The organism is Halomonas sp. YLB-10 (genome assembly GCF_003856855.1).
In the GTDB taxonomy this organism is placed as follows: Bacteria; Pseudomonadota; Gammaproteobacteria; order Pseudomonadales; family Halomonadaceae; genus Halomonas; species Halomonas litopenaei.
Genome location: NZ_RRCU01000003.1, coordinates 544,898 through 560,878, shown reverse-complemented (window position 1 = coordinate 560,878; position 15,981 = coordinate 544,898). Strand labels below are relative to the sequence as shown.

The 15,981-nt window shown below is 64.4% G+C and carries 16 protein-coding genes; 7 read left to right on the top strand and 9 right to left on the bottom strand.

Going from position 1 to position 15,981, the window contains the following annotated elements; all coding sequences use genetic code 11:
• Nucleotides 1-816: 816 nt before the first annotated feature.
• From EBB56_RS09970 to rlmM, 3 genes are all read left to right on the top strand, one after another.
• The gene (locus EBB56_RS09970; RefSeq protein ID WP_124804209.1) at nt 817-2,376 is read left to right on the top strand and encodes a BCCT family transporter; all 1,560 of its coding nucleotides are present in this window, start codon (nt 817-819) and stop codon (nt 2,374-2,376) included.
• A gap of 309 nt (nt 2,377-2,685) precedes the next feature.
• Nucleotides 2,686-3,123 (top strand): DUF2721 domain-containing protein, encoded by a 438-nt coding sequence (locus EBB56_RS09965; protein WP_108449027.1) that lies wholly within the window; start codon nt 2,686-2,688, stop codon nt 3,121-3,123.
• A complete protein-coding gene (gene rlmM, locus EBB56_RS09960; RefSeq protein WP_124804207.1) occupies nt 3,113-4,186 on the top strand; it encodes a 23S rRNA (cytidine(2498)-2'-O)-methyltransferase RlmM in 1,074 nt (357 codons plus the stop codon). Before EBB56_RS09965 ends, rlmM begins: the two co-directional genes overlap by 11 nt.
• Nucleotides 4,187-4,217: 31 nt before the next feature.
• On the opposite strand, the gene EBB56_RS09955 is transcribed toward rlmM, so the two are convergent.
• Nucleotides 4,218-4,505: an antibiotic biosynthesis monooxygenase gene (locus EBB56_RS09955; RefSeq protein WP_045992977.1), complete on the bottom strand. Its 288-nt coding sequence runs from the start codon at nt 4,503-4,505 to the stop codon at nt 4,218-4,220.
• A gap of 26 nt (nt 4,506-4,531) precedes the next feature.
• On the opposite strand from EBB56_RS09955, the gene tusA reads away from it, so the two are divergent.
• Complete coding sequence (gene tusA / locus EBB56_RS09950) at nt 4,532-4,786, top strand: sulfurtransferase TusA (protein WP_045992976.1); 255 nt, start codon at nt 4,532-4,534, stop codon at nt 4,784-4,786.
• 111 nt (nt 4,787-4,897) lie between these two features.
• Here tusA and EBB56_RS09945 read toward each other — a convergent pair whose 3' ends face one another.
• From EBB56_RS09945 to EBB56_RS09935, 3 genes are all read right to left on the bottom strand, one after another.
• On the bottom strand, nt 4,898-5,611 hold the full coding sequence (locus tag EBB56_RS09945) for a hypothetical protein (RefSeq protein ID WP_045992975.1): 714 nt from the start codon (nt 5,609-5,611) through the stop codon (nt 4,898-4,900).
• Nucleotides 5,612-5,713: 102 nt separating this feature from the next.
• The gene (locus EBB56_RS09940) at nt 5,714-6,784 is read right to left on the bottom strand and encodes a DUF3080 domain-containing protein (protein WP_260425326.1); all 1,071 of its coding nucleotides are present in this window, start codon (nt 6,782-6,784) and stop codon (nt 5,714-5,716) included.
• 2 nt (nt 6,785-6,786) lie between these two features.
• Nucleotides 6,787-8,226, bottom strand: coding sequence for an MATE family efflux transporter (locus EBB56_RS09935; protein ID WP_231498674.1), 1,440 nt, complete (start codon nt 8,224-8,226; stop codon nt 6,787-6,789).
• A 449-nt stretch (nt 8,227-8,675) separates the two neighbouring features.
• Here EBB56_RS09935 and EBB56_RS09930 point away from each other — a divergent pair, with 449 nt between their 5' ends.
• Nucleotides 8,676-9,230 carry an elongation factor P hydroxylase gene (locus tag EBB56_RS09930; RefSeq protein ID WP_124804205.1) on the top strand — a complete coding sequence of 185 codons (555 nt, stop codon included), beginning with the start codon at nt 8,676-8,678 and terminating at the stop codon, nt 9,228-9,230.
• A gap of 9 nt (nt 9,231-9,239) precedes the next feature.
• On the opposite strand, the gene EBB56_RS09925 is transcribed toward EBB56_RS09930, so the two are convergent.
• The 3 genes from EBB56_RS09925 to EBB56_RS09915 all read right to left on the bottom strand — a co-directional run bounded on the left by EBB56_RS09925 (nt 9,240) and on the right by EBB56_RS09915 (nt 11,928).
• Nucleotides 9,240-10,250 (bottom strand): MBL fold metallo-hydrolase, encoded by a 1,011-nt coding sequence (locus EBB56_RS09925; protein ID WP_124804203.1) that lies wholly within the window; start codon nt 10,248-10,250, stop codon nt 9,240-9,242.
• 327 nt (nt 10,251-10,577) lie between these two features.
• Nucleotides 10,578-11,057 carry a hypothetical protein gene (locus EBB56_RS09920; protein WP_108133207.1) on the bottom strand — a complete coding sequence of 160 codons (480 nt, stop codon included), beginning with the start codon at nt 11,055-11,057 and terminating at the stop codon, nt 10,578-10,580.
• Nucleotide 11,058: 1 nt separating this feature from the next.
• A complete protein-coding gene (locus EBB56_RS09915; protein WP_231498675.1) occupies nt 11,059-11,928 on the bottom strand; it encodes a TatD family hydrolase in 870 nt (289 codons plus the stop codon).
• Between the two features lie 200 nt (nt 11,929-12,128).
• Between EBB56_RS09915 and EBB56_RS09910 the strand changes: the two genes are divergently transcribed.
• Complete coding sequence (locus EBB56_RS09910) at nt 12,129-14,072, top strand: ATP-binding cassette domain-containing protein (protein ID WP_045992969.1); 1,944 nt, start codon at nt 12,129-12,131, stop codon at nt 14,070-14,072.
• A gap of 178 nt (nt 14,073-14,250) precedes the next feature.
• On the opposite strand, the gene EBB56_RS09905 is transcribed toward EBB56_RS09910, so the two are convergent.
• A complete protein-coding gene (locus EBB56_RS09905) occupies nt 14,251-14,697 on the bottom strand; it encodes a universal stress protein (RefSeq protein WP_045992968.1) in 447 nt (148 codons plus the stop codon).
• A 111-nt stretch (nt 14,698-14,808) separates the two neighbouring features.
• Between EBB56_RS09905 and EBB56_RS09900 the strand changes: the two genes are divergently transcribed.
• A complete protein-coding gene (locus EBB56_RS09900) occupies nt 14,809-15,339 on the top strand; it encodes a hypothetical protein (RefSeq protein WP_045992967.1) in 531 nt (176 codons plus the stop codon).
• Between the two features lie 145 nt (nt 15,340-15,484).
• Here EBB56_RS09900 and slyA read toward each other — a convergent pair whose 3' ends face one another.
• Complete coding sequence (slyA, locus tag EBB56_RS09895; protein WP_045992966.1) at nt 15,485-15,931, bottom strand: transcriptional regulator SlyA; 447 nt, start codon at nt 15,929-15,931, stop codon at nt 15,485-15,487.
• Between the last annotated feature and the right edge of the window lie 50 nt (nt 15,932-15,981).

Here is a 15,981-nt window from a genome sequence, read left to right as displayed (position 1 = left end):
GAACTCAGAAGTGAAACCGCTCAGCGCCGATGGTAGTGTGGGGTCTCCCCATGCGAGAGTAGGTCATCGTCAGGCATTTATTCAGAAGAAGCCCAATTCCGAGAGGAGTTGGGCTTTTTCGTACGCATGGGGAAGCCCCCTCTCTTTATATGTGGGGCCGCGCCGATAACCCCCTCGGCGCGGTCCGGCCGCTCGCAAGCTCGCGTCGTTCGTCACCCCTTGCAGCTTCGCTGCAAAAGCTCGGGGTGACTCACCCCCATGCGAGAGATAAGCTGCCTTGTTTCTAGTACAACTCCGGATACCGGAATTTCCACAAGGTTAAGCTCGCTTTCTATAAGCGGGCGCGGGACGATAACCCCCTCGGCGCGGTCCGGCCTGGCTCTTCTCAAGGAGAAGCTCGCGTCGTTCGTCACCCCTTGCAGCTTCGCAGCAGCCCTTGTAAAGAGCTTCGGGGTGACTCACCCCCATGCGAGGGCGCTGGTGTTTGTGTGACGCCCGGAGGTCGTATACCCCTCCAGTGGCATGCTGGCATGACCGGAAAAAGACTCAAGCGTTGAACCATCGCGCTGTTCAGGGGGTGGTCACGCGGCGTCGACATTGTCATGCTTTTTTTACGATAAGCCTGGAACGGGTTCCAGGCGCGTCGCCGGGTTCGATTCGCGCATGAGGCGCGGTGAATCCTTTCCCTTCAGCCACAGAGCTGTCATGAAATCGCGGAATCCTCCGTGCTTCCTTCATGCCCATCAGGGCGCCATTCATCTTTCCCAAAAGGAGAGTCCGACAGCCTGACCCTAGTCTGCTGTCGCTACCCACCACATGAGTCATACCACCGCTTCCTCCGACTCGCGGGCTTCTTCGGCCGGTTCTCGACTGGGTGATCCCATCGTGCTCATCTTGAGCATCGGCTTCATCATGGGCTTCGTCGCCCTGTCTGTGTACGACATCGAGATGGTTGCCAACGGCATCTCGGCAGGCTTCGCCTGGACCGCCAAGACCCTGGGCAGCTATTTCCAGCTGTTGTTGCTGGCGACCTTCTTCATCGCCATGGGCATCGCCGTGTCTCCCAGCGCCAAGGCGCGTATCGGCAATCTCGAGACGCCAGAGATCAGTACCTTCAAGTGGCTGTCGATGATCATGTGCACGCTGCTCGCGGGCGGCGGTGTGTTCTTCGCCGCCGGTGAGCCGGTCTATCACTTCGTGGTGACGCCGCCGGCCTTCAACAGCGAAGCCGGGACGGCCGAGGCCATTTCAGGGGCTCTGGCCCAGTCGTTCATGCACTGGGGGCTGCTGGCCTGGGCCGTGCTGGGTACGCTGGCGTCGGTGGTGCTGGCTCATGCCCACTACGTCAAGGGACAGCCGCTGCAGCCGCGGACCCTGCTGTATCCGGTGCTGGGCGAAAAGGTCATGAAGGGGCCCTTCGGTGGCCTGGTCGACGCTCTGTGCGTGATCGCCGTGGTGGCGGGTACCGTCGGCCCCATCGGTTTCCTGGCGACTCAGGTCAGCTTCGGTTTTCATGAGCTGTTCGGTGTCAGTGAAGGCTACAGCACCCAATTGATGGTGCTTGCTGCTCTGGGGGTGGTGTACGTGACCTCGGCGGTCACCGGAATCCACAAGGGGATCCAGATCCTCAGCCGCTTCAACGTGTTTCTGGCTCTGGCGATCGCTGCCACGATCTTTATCCTGGGACCGACGCTGTTTCTGACCGATGCCTTTACCCAGGGGGCGGGCGCCTATCTGAGCTCGTTCTTCGAGATGGCGACCATGACCACCCAGACCGCACCGGACTGGTGGATGCAGTGGTGGACGGTGTTCTTCTTTGCCTGGTTTATCGGTTACGGCCCGCTGATGGCGATCTTCGTCGCTCGGATTTCTCGTGGACGCTCCATCCGGCAGATGATTCTGGCGGTGGCGGTGATGGCGCCTGTGGCTACCATGATCTGGTTCACCCTGCTGGGCGGTTCCGGCATCTACTATCAACTGAGTGGTGCCATCGATCTGACCGAGGCGCTGAACAACTTCCAGTTTGATGTCGCGACCCTGACCGTGGCCCAGGCGCTGCCCGGCGGAAGCCTGATGGCCATGGCCATCCTGCTGTTGACCACCATCTTCGTGGCGACGACCGGTGACTCCATGAGCTACGCCATTTCCGTGGTCGGTGCCGGTCACGACGAGCCCAATGCTCTGGTTCGTGCCTTCTGGGGCATCGCCATGGCGCTGATGGCCGCCATTCTGCTGAGAATGGGTGCAGGCCAGATCAGTGCCCTGCAGCAGTTTATCGTGATCACCGCCATCCCGGTGTCGCTGGTGCTGCTGCCGACATTGTGGACGGCCCCTCGGGCGGCTCGTCAGATGGCCAAGGAGCAGGGCATCCTGTAATCGGGACATCGCCTCTGTTGGCCGCGGCCTGATGGCTCTGCAGGTTGAGTCCTGATTGCGGCCTCCGCTCCATTGTCTGCCCCCGACGCTTGCGTCGGGGGCAGTTTCGTATAAGGCACAGCGGTCCGGCGGTCGCTACCGGATCGGCAAGTTGTGCGTCTTCCTGCGCGAGCTTGGCTCAGCGTACCGGGTGTGTCGCACCCGGTGCGTCAAGCTGACCTCCGAGGCCGGGGAAGGGCCGCGCGACTCGTCGCCAGGCGCCGTGACTGCTACCATGATCGACTTTCGTCGATCCTCTGGAGTGCCCCCGTGAACTTGACCACGCCGGCCCTGCTGTTTCCCGCCATTTCATTGCTGTTGCTGGCCTATACCAATCGCTTCCTGACCCTGGCCGGACTGATCCGCAAGCTGGCGGAGCAGGTAAAGGAGGGGGAAGAGGATCACGTCACCCAGATCCGACTATTGCGACGGCGCATCTCGCTGACCAAGCGAATGCAGATCGCCGGGGTTTTCGCTTTTCTGCTGTGTACCCTGTCGATGTTTGCGCTGTTCCTGTCATGGACACCGCTGGGTATGCTGCTGTTCGGCATCAGCCTGGCATCGCTGTCGATATCCCTGGTGTTTTCGCTGTGGGAGGTGGTGATCTCCACCAACGCCCTGAACGTTCAGTTGAAGGATATCGAACTGACCGCCGAGGGACGCGCCGGACTCGACTGGAGAAAGAGAACCTTTACCCATGACGCCTGATCAAATCCTTCTGTTCTGTCGCCGGGGGTTCGAGCCGGACCTGGCCGCCGAGCTGACCGACCGCCTGCACGCTGAGTTCCTGGCCGAAGGCGAGGGCGCCAGCGTCGAGCCCCTGATGGAGGAGGGGCTGGTCAGGGTCAGCATGGACGGCGAGCACCCGGCCAATGACTTGCATCGTCGCCTGCGTCTCGACGAGCTGGTATTTGCCCGCCAGTCGTTGCTGGCCCTGCCGGAGCTCTCGCTGTCCCGGGACGATCGACTCTCGCCCATCTTCGAGCAGCTCAAGGCCTGTGGCTGGAGCTTCGAGTCGATCTGGCAGGAGACCCCGGATACCAACGAGGCCAAGGCGCTGAGTAGCCTGTTGAAGGCGTTGGAACGCCCGCTCAATTCCCAGCTCAAGAAGCGTGGTGCCTTGCGCCGCAAGGCGGGAGGACGACGGCTGCACCTGGTCTGGCGTGACGGTGACCGGGTCCAGCTGGCGATGAGCTTTCCCGGCAATCGCAGTGAATTCCCCGGCGGCATTCGACGTCTGCGCTTCCCCCACGCCGCGCCAAGCCGCTCGACCTTGAAGCTCGAGGAGGCCTGGCATGAATTCGTGCCACGTGACGAGTGGGACGAGCGGCTCGGGGAGGGCATGCAGGCCGCGGATCTTGGCGCGGCTCCGGGGGGCTGGACCTGGCAGCTGGTGCAGCGGGGGATGCAGGTCTACGCCATCGACAATGGCCCCATGGACAAGGCCCTGATGGCCAGCGGCATGGTCGAGCACCTGCGTGAGGATGGCTTCGTGTGGGAGCCGCCGATGCGCCTGGACTGGCTGGTCTGCGACATCGTCGACAAGCCCTCGCGCGTCATCACCATGATGGAGCGTTGGCTGTTGCAGCGCTGGTGTCGCGAGGCGGTGTTCAACCTGAAGCTGCCGATGAAGAAGCGCTGGGAGGAGGTATCGCTGTGTCTTTCCGGCCTCGCGTCACGCTTGCAGGAGGCCGGGGTTCGGGCTGAGATACGCTGTCGTCACCTCTATCACGACAGAGAAGAGGTCACCGTGCACGTTCGCCTCGATTGAGGCGGCGACACGGGCAGCAGATCGGCGTGGGTCAGTAGGCCGGTTCGAAGATCCGGACGTTTTCGGCCTCGGTCAGCAACGGCTGGACGTGCTGCATCACTCTTTCTCGGGCCTCGCTGTTGTACCATGCCTTCCAGGCGCGCAGATCGCGCCACTTGGTGATCATCAGACGGCGGTCGGAGCGTCCTTGTTCGACCAGGCTCTCGCCGCCGAAGAAGCCATCGGCGCCCAGCGACTGGCGCATGGCCTCTCGTGCGGCCTGCTCGTATTCTTCTTCCAGGCCCGGCATGATGCGGCGCTCGATGATGATCTTGATCATGCTTTCACTCCAACTCCGAGGTATTGATGGTGGATTCTTCCGATGCGCTGCCCGCAAGCGACAAGGAACTGGATACCAGCGGTCTGTTCTGCCCTGAACCGATCATGATGATGCACAACGCGGTGCGGGACATGAGTCCTGGCCAGGTGCTCAAGGTCACGGCGACAGATCCGGCGACCACCCGAGATGTGCCCAAATTCTGCCAGTTTCTCGGGCACGAGCTGGTGGAGCATCGCAGTCTTGAAGATGGCTCGCACTTCTACTTTATCCGGCTGGGATGATATTGCCGAGGGAGGGGACTCAACGCTTGAGCCCCCTCCCTGGTGGTGACGCTGATCCTGACGCTCCTTCCGACGCTCCTTCTGACGCTCCTTCCGACGCTCCTTCTTACGTTATGGCGCGGCTTCCTCATCGTCGTCAGGCATGACCATCATGGCCAGGGCTTCCAGCGTCGCCGGGTCTTCCTGGCGAATACGATTGGCGATCTGGCGCTGGAAGAAGTACACCACCCGGTGTCGGCTGTGGCCCGGGTAGAGGCAGGCGTCGCCGGGCAGTACCGGGACGGTTTCGATCAGGTTCTCGTCGGCCAGCAGGGACTCGATGGTGCCATCGCTGTACAGGCGCCAGCCGAAGACCTGCTTGAGCTGCCAGGGCGCGCCTTCCTCGTCCATGCACAGGGCGTGGGTACCCTGATGATCCGGCAGGCTCTGGATCAGGGTGGTTTCGCGGGTATCCTCGTATTCGAAGTAGGCCGCCGCGTGGGCCAGTTCCATTTCCTTGTGTTCCGGGGGCTGGTCGAACAGCTCCTCGGTTTCCGGATCACGGTAGCCGACGAAGTGACCGTGGTCCGGATCGTCGAGCTGCTCGCATGGCGTCAGCGACTCCATCCACGGGACCAGCCCGACAATATCGCCGTTCTCACGCATCCCCCAGGCCAGTATCGGCATGCCGTACAGGGTATCCGGGTGCGCGTCGAGTCGGTACACCATCTCCAGTCCATCGAGCTCCGGGGCCAGGCGAACCAGGCGTCTGCGGGCCAGTTGGCGTTGGCGCATGCTCTCCAGGTCGATGACCCGAGCGGGGCGGGGTGACAGTGGAATGCCCATGATCTCCCTCCAGCGGCTGCTTGCTTACGGCATCGCATCTCGGCCCGGGGCCGGACGCTGCGCTCTACGTCCCTGTTCTCATCAATAGCACAGACTCATCAACTAGCGTAAGTCCTCGTGGGTATCACAGCGTTGATGCCATTGCTGACGCAACCACAGGTGATCGTCTCGTACGCGCACGAAACTTGCCAGTGGCGTGGTTTCGCTGTCCAGGTCGAGCCATTGCCGGCGGTAGTCCTTAAAGGCCTGGCTGCCCGCCACATGGGCGTCCAGCAGTCGGTCCATGCCAGCGAACCAGCGTAGCGCCTGCGTCTCGAGGCGCTCAAGTGACGCTAGGGTGTCGCCTTCCTCGGGCAGCGTCGTCGCCTGTGAACATGCCGCATCAGCGCCGGTCCGGTCGTTGTCTGGGCCATGGCGGGAGGCGAGGGCGCGCTCAAGCAGTCGACTGGCTTCCTCGAGGCGTTGGCTTGCCAGCATCAGGGCGCGCATCAGCTCGGCACTCAGTGGACGATCCCGCAGGGTGGCAAGCGCCTGTTCCAGTGGCCCGGACTCTGGCGTCCACTGGCGGTCGAACTGGTGGATGACCGCTTCGTTCAGATAGCCAAGCGCCGCAAGCTGCTCGTCGACCGCCGAGAGTTCGTCGAGAGGCAGGGGAGAGCTTGCCCGCGAGAAGCTGCCGGTCCACTCCTCGGAGGAGACCAGGGCGTTGTAGCTGGCCAGCGGCAGCTGGCGTGTCTTGATGTCGGTCAGGCGAGCCAGGCGCTGGCGGTCACCCTCGGCCAGGGCGTCGGCGGCCTCGGCGTTCCAGCAGGCGCTGAGGCGGCGCCACAGACGCAGCTCGTAGAGCCAGCGTTGGCTGGGGGCGGCGGTCTTGCCAAGCTGGTTGTTGCGCTCGGCGACCAGGTTGGCGATATGGCAGCCGCGCAGGGCAAAGACGTCGAGCATGCCTTCCCTGATCGGCGGGATCTCGAGCGTCAACTGACGGCGTTCGGGGAAGTCGCCGATGTTGGCCACCGGCGCGGGCTCCGGTGGTGGCTGGTCGAGTGCCTCGGCTAGCCGCTGTTGATAGGCCAGCAGATCACGTTCCAGCGCCGAGTCGCCACAGCCCACCAGCAGCGACAGGCAGGAGGCGAGCAGCAGCGGTCGCCACCGGCCAGGACGAAAGCCGTTCATGCTCAGCCGTCCTCCGCACGCCTGGCAACGCTTCGGGCCTTGCGCCGGAAGCGCTCACCGAGCAGCAGCGCGGCGACGGTCAGCCCCGCGATCAGCCCGATCCAGTAGCCGTGTACCCCCATCGGCTCGATCCAGTCGCCAACCCCGTAGCGTCCCAGCAGGTGGCCGCCGCCGAGGCCGACCAGCCAGTACGCCAGCAGGGTGATGAACATGATCACCCGGGTATCCTTGTAGCCGCGCAGGGCGCCGGCGAGGGCCACCTGCAGGGAATCCGATACCTGATAGAGCATCGCCAGCCCCACCAGCGACAGGGTCAGTGCCTGGACCTCGACGTTATGGGTGTAGAGTCCGACGATGGTCTCCGCCGTCAGCCACAGCAGCAGGCTGTTGAACAGCGCCACCAACAGCGCGATCAGGATACCGTTCCAGGCCACCAGTCGCGCCAGCCGAGGGTCGCCACCGCCGAGTGTGTTGCCGACCCGCACCGTCAAGGCCATACCCAATGACAGCGGCAGCATGAACAGTACCGAGGTGTAGTTGAGCGCCACCTGGTGAGCGGCCACCACGATCTCGCCGAGGCTTGCGATAAACAGCGCGATCAGGGTGAACAGGGTGACCTCGACAAAGATCGCCACACCGATGGGAACGCCCACGTAGAGCAGTTCGGCGATCATCCGCGGGTTCGGACGGGTGGGCGAGTGCCACAGCTCGATACTGCCATAGGCGCGGCTCTTCTGGGTGTAACGGACCATCGCCAGGGTCATCACCCACATGGCGATGGCGGTGGCGATGCCGCAGCCATAGGCGCCCAGTGCCGGCAGGTCGGCCAACCAGCCGGGGGTGGCGTCGCCCAGCAGGCGAGTAAAACCGTCGCCACCGTAGATCAGCACATAGTTGCTGGGAATATTCACGGCAAGCCCGATCAGGCTGATCCACAGCGCCGGTCGGGTATGATTGACCCCGTCGGAGAACGCTCGCAGTGCCAGAAAGATGGCGACGCCGGGCATTCCGAAGGCCACTGCGCCAACATAGTCACGCGCGCGTTCGGCCACCTCCGGCGGCACCTCCATCCAGGCGAATACCGGCGCTACCGCCAGGCGCAGCAACAGCGCCGAGACCAGCCCCAGCACCAGGCCCACCCACAGCGCCTGGTGCACGTTGGGGCGAATGCCCGCCTGGCGCCCGCCCCCCAGCAGCTGGGCGACGATCGGCGTCAGCCCCATCAGGGTACCGGTCATGAACAGCATCAAGGGCATCCACAGACTTGCACCGACGGAGACCGCGGCGAGGTCGGTGGCGCTCTGGCGGCCAGTCATCATGATATCGACGACGCTCATGCCGGCCTGGGCCAGCTGGGCGCCACAGATGGGCAATGCCAGACGGATCAAGGGCCAGCTCTCGCGGCGGCTGGTGGCGCCGAGGCCGGTGGGGAAAGGACGCACGTTCGTGGGCTCCATGCAGAGAATACGGGCTTCTTGCCCTGGTGCCTTGAGTCAGCGGGCCGCTGTCGGGACAGACGGCCAAGAGGTGATCGCCGGGCAAGCGCGGACTCGGGGCACGGGGTACCGTGAGAGTGTACCAGCGATGCACCATCTTGGCGCCGCGCGGCCAGTTGCCAGTGCGCCAAGGCGGAGCGCCGTCATCGGTGTCTGGTCAATCAAACCAGCGATGTCGCCAGAATCGAACGCTTCGAGAGTTTGGCTGTGCGCCAAGCCTTGGTATCCTTGCCGGCTCGCGCCAACCGGCATCGGCCACTGTTCTCGCCAGGCGGGTTCGGCCATCGTTGTCGGCAGGCGCCCTTGGCAAGCGCCCTCGCCAACATCGCTCGGTAGTGGCGTTGGTCAACAACCCGCCGCCGCTTTAGACAAACGCCCGACGTGAAGGAGCCCTCGTGGAGCACCGCCTGGAAGACGTGATCGAACTGTTCGATGGGCTGTTTCTGGGCCCCTGCAATACCCGTCTGGTGCGTGGCGGTGATGAGCCCCTGTATCTGCCCGCCGACGATCAGGTGCCCTGGCATCGGGTGATCTTCGCACGGGGCTTTTTTGCCAGCGTTCTGCACGAGGTCAGCCACTGGTGTATCGCCGGGTCGCGCCGGCGACTGCTGGAAGACTACGGCTACTGGTACGAGCCTGACGGTCGCAGCGAGATGCAGCAGCAGGCCTTCGAGAAGGTCGAGGTGGCGCCCCAGGCGCTGGAGCGCATCTTCAGCGAGGCGGCCGGGCTGACCTTTCACGTCAGCGTCGACAACCTCGGCGAGGTGGAGGTCGATCGCGAAGGCTTCGCCCGACGGGTGGCCGAGCGTGCCCGCCGTTACCGTGACGAAGGATTGCCGCGCCGTGCGGCAGCCTTCGAAGCGGCGCTGCGCGGCTTCTATCGGCAAGGGCTGGCGTTGAGCGAGGCGATCGAGCTCGGACGAGAGCAGCTCGAGCCTGCCATTGCCTGATGGTGTCGGTCACTCGATGACGTCAAGATCATCGGGTAGCAGCACCCTGCCATCATAGTCGGCGCGAACCTCGTCAAGCACGCTCTCCCGCGGGGCCGAGTAGTGCAGAACATGGGTCAGCACCAGGGTGCCGGGACGCGCTTCCCGGGCCAACTCTGCCAGTTCATCGCTCAGCGTGTGGGCGTATTGATGGTAGGCCTGCCACTGCGGTGACAGTTGTTCCCACCCCTGACGGCTGATCACCTCGTGGATCAGTACGTCTGCGCCGCTTGCCTGGCGACGCACTTCCTCGGAAAGCGACGTGTCGCCAGAGATCACCAGGGTCAGGTCATCGGTGACGACCTTGTAGCCGTAGGCCTGCTCCCAGTCTCCATGAGTTACCCCGAAGGCGTGGATGCTGATGCCGGGTGACTCGTGGACCAGCCCCTCCTTCTCGATTTCGGTCACCAGGGCCCTGGCCGCCGCTGGATTGGTGACAGGGCTCTTGTCGGCCAGGCGCGTATTGGTGTCCTCGGCCAGCATGGTGTAGACCCCTTGGCTCATGGCCTCGGTACCCACCGGGCCGACCACCGAGATGGGCTGTTCGCGGCGCCACCAGTAGGTGCCGAGCAGTTCCGGGTAATCCAGTACATGGTCGCTGTGGAGGTGGGTCAGAAACAGCCGCTCGATGTTCACCGGGGCAAGCGCTTCGAAGCCCATTCGCTCCTGAGCCTGGCTGGCGCGCTCGACGACGCCGGGGCCAACATCGAAGAGATAGGCCTCGCCATCATGGATGACCGCGACCCCCGAACCGGCCCGCTCCCCGTCGGGTACCGGGGTGCCGGTGCCCAGCATCACGATACTGGTGTCGGCCTGGGCGGAGGTGGACAGGGTTGCGCTGAAAAGGGCTGCGCTGGCCAGGGCAAGGAAGGTGGCGATGGCGCGGGGGGCAGGTCGGGGGCTGGCAAGACGACGGGGCTGGGCAAAAGACGTGGCAATGGTCGTCGTAATGGTCGTGGCAATGTTCGTGGCAATGGGCATGGGCTCACTCTCTCGAAGCTTGTTGTTCGTATGGCGCACTTAAGTTCGATTTTTTGGGAAGAACAAGCCTGGCCCGAGAGGAGGGAGGAGACCAGTCGACCAAGGTATACCGCGACCACCACGCGGGGGTGACGCCAGCCGCTGCTTTGCTTCGCGCCGGGAGGGGCGGTACTGCTTCGTGACCAAGCGATAGTTCGCGAGAACGCCTGAAGCCCTGGTAACAGGGTATGGAGCTATGGGAGGTCTGGCGGGAGGGCTGACGGGAGGACTGGCGGGAGGGCTGACGGTCCGAGTCGCACCGTCAGCGGTTGCATTTCGTTTGCGGACTCAGTCGCTGTCGCTGAGTCGCTTGTGCAGATGCAACATTACCTCTACCTCCTGCTCCGGACGCATGGGCTCGAGGCCCAGTTCGGCAAACAGCTCGTTGCGGGCGCGCGCCCACTCGCCAGGATCCAGGTCGGGATAGAGGGATTCTGCCGGGGCCAGCTCGACGAAGGGGTCGAGACCGTAGGTGTCGAACAGCCGTGAGATGGCCGCCTCGTCGTCGAATACGCCGGCGGTCAGCAGGGTGGCATTGAAGTGATCGGTTTCCAGTTCACGGATCACGTCCAGCGGACTCACGCCGATGCTGGCCAGTTCCTCGCGGCTGTAGTCGCCGAGGGACACCGTCTCGGCATCGAGCCAGTCCTCGTCGGGCTGGATCAGGGTGTGCTTGATGCGGCCATCGTCGAGGCTCCAGGCGATGGCCAGGGGCAGATCGCCGTCGCCGCCGGTCTCCACGGCGATAAAGGCAGGCATGTCGCCCATGTCAGGACTCCTTGATATCGAAGAAGGCGCGGGCCGTCGCGGTGCTGCTGGCGGCAAGCTCAGCTTCGCTTTCGCCGCGCCAGTGGGCGATCTCTCGCACGATCCAGGGCAGCAGCGCCGGCTCGTGGCGGCGGCCCTTGAGCTTGGCCGGCAGATTACGCGGCAACAGGTAGGGACAGTCGGTCTCCACCATCAGTCGATTGGCGGCGATGTCGCCTACCAGATCACGTAGATGATGGCCCCTGCGCTCGTCGCAGATCCAGCCGGTCAGGCCAATGTGCAGGTCAAGATCCAGGTAGCCGTGGAGCGTCTCGCGATCCGCGGTGAAGCAATGTATCACCGCCCGTGAAATATCATCTCGCCAGGCGCCGAGGATGTCACGCATTCGGGCACCGGCGTCGCGCTCGTGCAGGAACAATGGCAGCCCCGACTCGGCAGCCAGGGCGAGTTGCGCCTCGAAGGCGCGTTCCTGTTCGGCCGGGGTCGAGAAGTTGCGATTGAAGTCGAGGCCACATTCTCCCACCGCGACCACTTGGGGCTTTTGGTGTAGCTCGGCCATGGCGGCTTCGAGCTCCGGACCCCATTCGCTGGCCTGGTGCGGGTGAATGCCGGCGGTGGCGTAAAGGCCTTCGTGGGCCTGGCACAGGGCCACCGCCTGTTCGGCATGCTCACGATCGGTACCGGTGAGAATCAGCGTCTCGACGCCGGCCGCGCGGGCACGGGCGAGGGTGGCATCGATATCGTGGGTAAAGCTCTCGTGGGTCAGGTTGGCGCCGATGTCGACCAGAGGGGCAGGCGAGTGAAAGCGCAGCGGCTCCGGCAGCGGGTTCGGCAGCGTCTCGTCTGGGGCTGGCTTGTCTGGGACGGACAACGCGGTCTCCTTGGGGCGGCTATATCGATGGAGGCGCATTGTACCTGTGTGTCGGCGGCACAACCACGTGGTGCGGTGCTCGAGGTGGCCGTGTCGCTGATCGCGTGGTCTCTGATTTTGACTCTCAGGTGGGATCGGTCATGCCAGCAGGAGGGGGGCATGAGGTACACTGTCGCGATGATCAAGCGAAGAGGTGAAGCGTGACCCTGCTACGATTGGAGCAGTTGCAACTGGCCTATGGCCACCATGTGTTGCTCGACGGTGCCGACCTGGTGCTCGAGCGGGGAGAGCGGCTGGCGCTGGTGGGCCGCAATGGCACCGGCAAGTCCACGCTGCTGAGACTGGTGGCGGGCGAGAATCAGGCCGACAGCGGCACCATCTGGCGCGCCCCAGGGCTCAAGATCGGGGTGCTCGAGCAGGACCTGCCGGAGGCCAGCGGCGAGACCATCTTTGATGTGGTGGCCCAGGGCCTGCCCGAGGCCGGCGATCTGCTGTCCGAGTATCACCATCTGGTGCAGTCCGAGGATCCGGACATGAACCGCATGGCGACGCTGCAGACGCGGCTGGAGGCCATCGACGGCTGGTCGTTCCACCAGCGGATCGATGTGGTGCTGACCCGCCTGGGGCTGCCCGAAGACGCCGAGATGTCGTCGCTGTCGGGCGGCTGGCGCCGGCGGGTGGCGCTGGCTCGGGCGCTGGTCGCCGAACCTGATCTGCTGCTGCTCGATGAGCCGACCAACCACCTGGACCTGGACACCATCGCCTGGCTCGAGGAACAGCTTGCCGCCTTTGCCGGCGCGGTGCTGTTCATCACCCACGACCGCGCCTTTCTGTCGCGTCTGGCTACCGGCATCCTCGAGCTGGATCGTGGCAAGCTCGGGCGCTATCCCGGTGACTACGCCACCTACCAGGCCCAGAAGCAGCACGAGCTTGAGGTCGAGGCCCGGGAGAACGCCGAGTTCGACAAGAAACTGGCCCAGGAAGAAGCCTGGATTCGTCAGGGGATCAAGGCCCGGCGTACGCGCAACGAAGGACGGGTGAGGGCGCTCGAGCAGTTGCGCCGCGAACGCAGCCAGCGGCGCGAGCGCCAGGGCAATGCTTCGCTGACGGTAGATACCGGCGAACGCAGCGGCAAGCGGGTGGTGGAGCTGTCTCACGTCACCCAGCACTTCGAGGACGCGACGGTCATCCGTGACCTGAATATCGAGATTCAGCGTGGGGATCGTATCGGCCTGATCGGGCGCAATGGCGCCGGCAAGACCACCCTGTTGAAGATCCTGCTGGGCGAACTCGAGCCGAGCGAAGGCACGGTGCGGCTGGGGACAAAGCTTCAGGTCGCCTACTTCGACCAGCTCCGGGCCGGGCTTGAGCCTGAGCGCACCGTCTACGACAACGTGGCCCAGGGCAGTGATCGGGTCACGGTGGGTGGCAAGGACCGCCACGTGATGAGCTACCTGCAGGACTTTCTGTTCTCGCCGGAGCGTGCGCGTCAGCCGGTCAAGGCACTGTCCGGGGGCGAGTCCAACCGCCTGCTGCTGGCCAAGCTGTTCACCCAGCCGGCCAACGTGCTGGTGCTCGATGAGCCGACCAATGACCTGGACGTCGAGACACTGGAGCTGCTCGAGGAATTGTTGCTCAACTTCGACGGCACCCTGTTGCTGGTATCACACGACCGCGCCTTCATGGACAACGTGGTGACCAGCGTGCTGGCCTTCGAAGGCAGGGGGCAGGTACGCGAGTACGTCGGTGGCTACAGCGACTGGGTCCGCCAGGGCGGCAAGTTGCCGCCGGCGCCCTGGGAGGGTGCGGCGCGCCAGCGGGTGGAGCCGACCGCGGATGACGCGGCACCGGCGCCGGCATCCAGCAAGACGGATACGGTGGACACGGCCGCAGCGCCAGCCAAGGCCAAGCCGGTCAAGCTATCCTACAAGCTGCAGCGCGAGCTCGATGGCCTTCCGGCGGAGATCGAGCGGCTGGAGTCTGAGGTGGCCGAGCTCGAGGCGGAGGCGGGCAAGCCCGACTTCTACCAGCAGCCATCTGGTGTGGTCACCGAGCGTCTGGCGTTGCTGCAGGAGACTCAGGAACGCCTCGACGCGGTCATGGAGCGCTGGATGGAACTCGAGGCCATGGCCGCCGGCGAGTAGACCCGGACGCGCTCTGGCCCCTTTGCGTGGTACCGAGGAGTCGCTCGATAGGCGCCTTGCGAAAGGAGCCTCGCCCGTCCACCGCTTGGGTGGACGGGCGAGGGCAAGCTCCCGGGAATGAACGGGGCAGCGGGCGCGATGCGGTTGCCGCGAGGTGCGATCCGGTCAACCGCTGGGGTTACTCTTCGCTTTCCTTGCCGACGCGCACGGCCAGTACGTCGCACTGAGCACCATGGAGCACGCCGGTGGAGGTGGAGCCGAGCAGCAGGGCGAAGCCATGACGGCCGTGGGAGCCGACCACAATCAGGTCGACGTCGTGCTCATCGGCGAAGCGATGGATCTCGGTATCGGGCATGCCGACGACCACGTGCTGGTCGTCGCGCGCCACGTGGGCATCGGCGATCTCGGCCAGGCGCTGCTTGGCATGGTCGTCCAACTGGTCCTGGATGCTGGTCAGGTCCATGGGGATGTCGCCCCCGTAGGCAAAGCCGAGGGGCTCCAGCGTATGCATGATCGACAGCTTCGCGTGGTTGCGATCGGCGATCTGCAGGGCGCGTTCGAGGATCTTGTGGGAGTCCTTGGTGAGGTCCACGGCCACCAGCACATGACGATATTCATTGCTCACGGGACTACGCCTCCAGCGGCGGTCGGTTGAGAAAAGGTCTGTGCTTCCACTCTAGGCCGCCAGTCCCGTCAAAACAATGCTGATGATCAACGATTTTTCTGAGGAAACCGTATGTTGTGGCTGCTGATCCTGGGGGTGGTAGGAATGGTCTTTGCCCCGGCCATGTGGCTGCGCCCCACCGCCCGAGAGCGTCGTCAGGGGTCGCTGCGCCAGGTGGCGATCGAGGCGGGGGCCAGCGTCAAGCTGGAGACGCCACCGCTGCACGGCGAGACCGACAAGATGGCGGCCTATCGCTGGGTCTATCCGAGCCAGCGGCCTGGCCCACGTTTTGTGCTGGTACGCACAGAACGTGCCAGCGAGGCGCTCAAGTCGTTCGACTACGACAATGGCTGGCGCTGGCGGATTCAGCCGCTGGAGCCGTTGCCATCGGTGATCAATGCGCGACTGTCGCGTCTGCTGACCCAGTTGCCCGAGGACGCCTGCGTGGTCGAATCCAGCGACAAGGCCTTGACGCTGTGGTGGGAAGAGTCGCTGGAGGCCGACGCCTTCGGCAGCCTGGCGGCGCCTGCGACGGCGCTACGCGACGCCCTGCAGGGACGTCCGGATCGTCCCGCCGCCAATTTGCCGAACTCGCCGCCCTGATATTGGCGGCTCTAACTTGGACGATGGCGATCGACCACCCAGGATCGAACAGGGCTGCGGCATGCTGGGTATCCGGCCCAGGTGTCAGGGCGGGCTTTGAAGGCGATCTCGGCGAGGCTCTTGCTGGGCTCTTCGAGCTCAGGTGTCAGCGCTGGCAATCATCCGGCGTCAGCAAGGCCTGACCGTTGGCCTCGATGCGGCTGAGCATGTCGCTGAGTCTTTCCTGTTCCTGCTCGTCCAGCCCCTTGAGCATCTCTTCCCTGGCCTGTTGCACGATGGCATCGATCTTCTCGAGCAGAGGCGTCGCCTGCTTGGTCAGGTGCACGCGTTTGGTGCGGCGATCCTGGTCACACGGACAGCGCTCGACCAGGCCCTGCTCGCAAAGCTGATCCAGCGTCCTGACCAGCGACGGCGCCTCGACGCCGATGGCCCGCGCCAGGTCGCACTGGGGCTGCCCGTCCGGCATGCGCCACAGGTGATAGAGCGTCACCCACCGCGTCTGGGTCAGTCCCAACGGTGCGAGGCGCTGATCGAGCACCGCACGCCAGATGCGTGGTGCCCGAGACAGTTGAAATCCGATGTTCTCGTTCATAGTGATCAAGATCGCAAGGCTGCAAATGATTTGATTGTCCGAACGCAGCG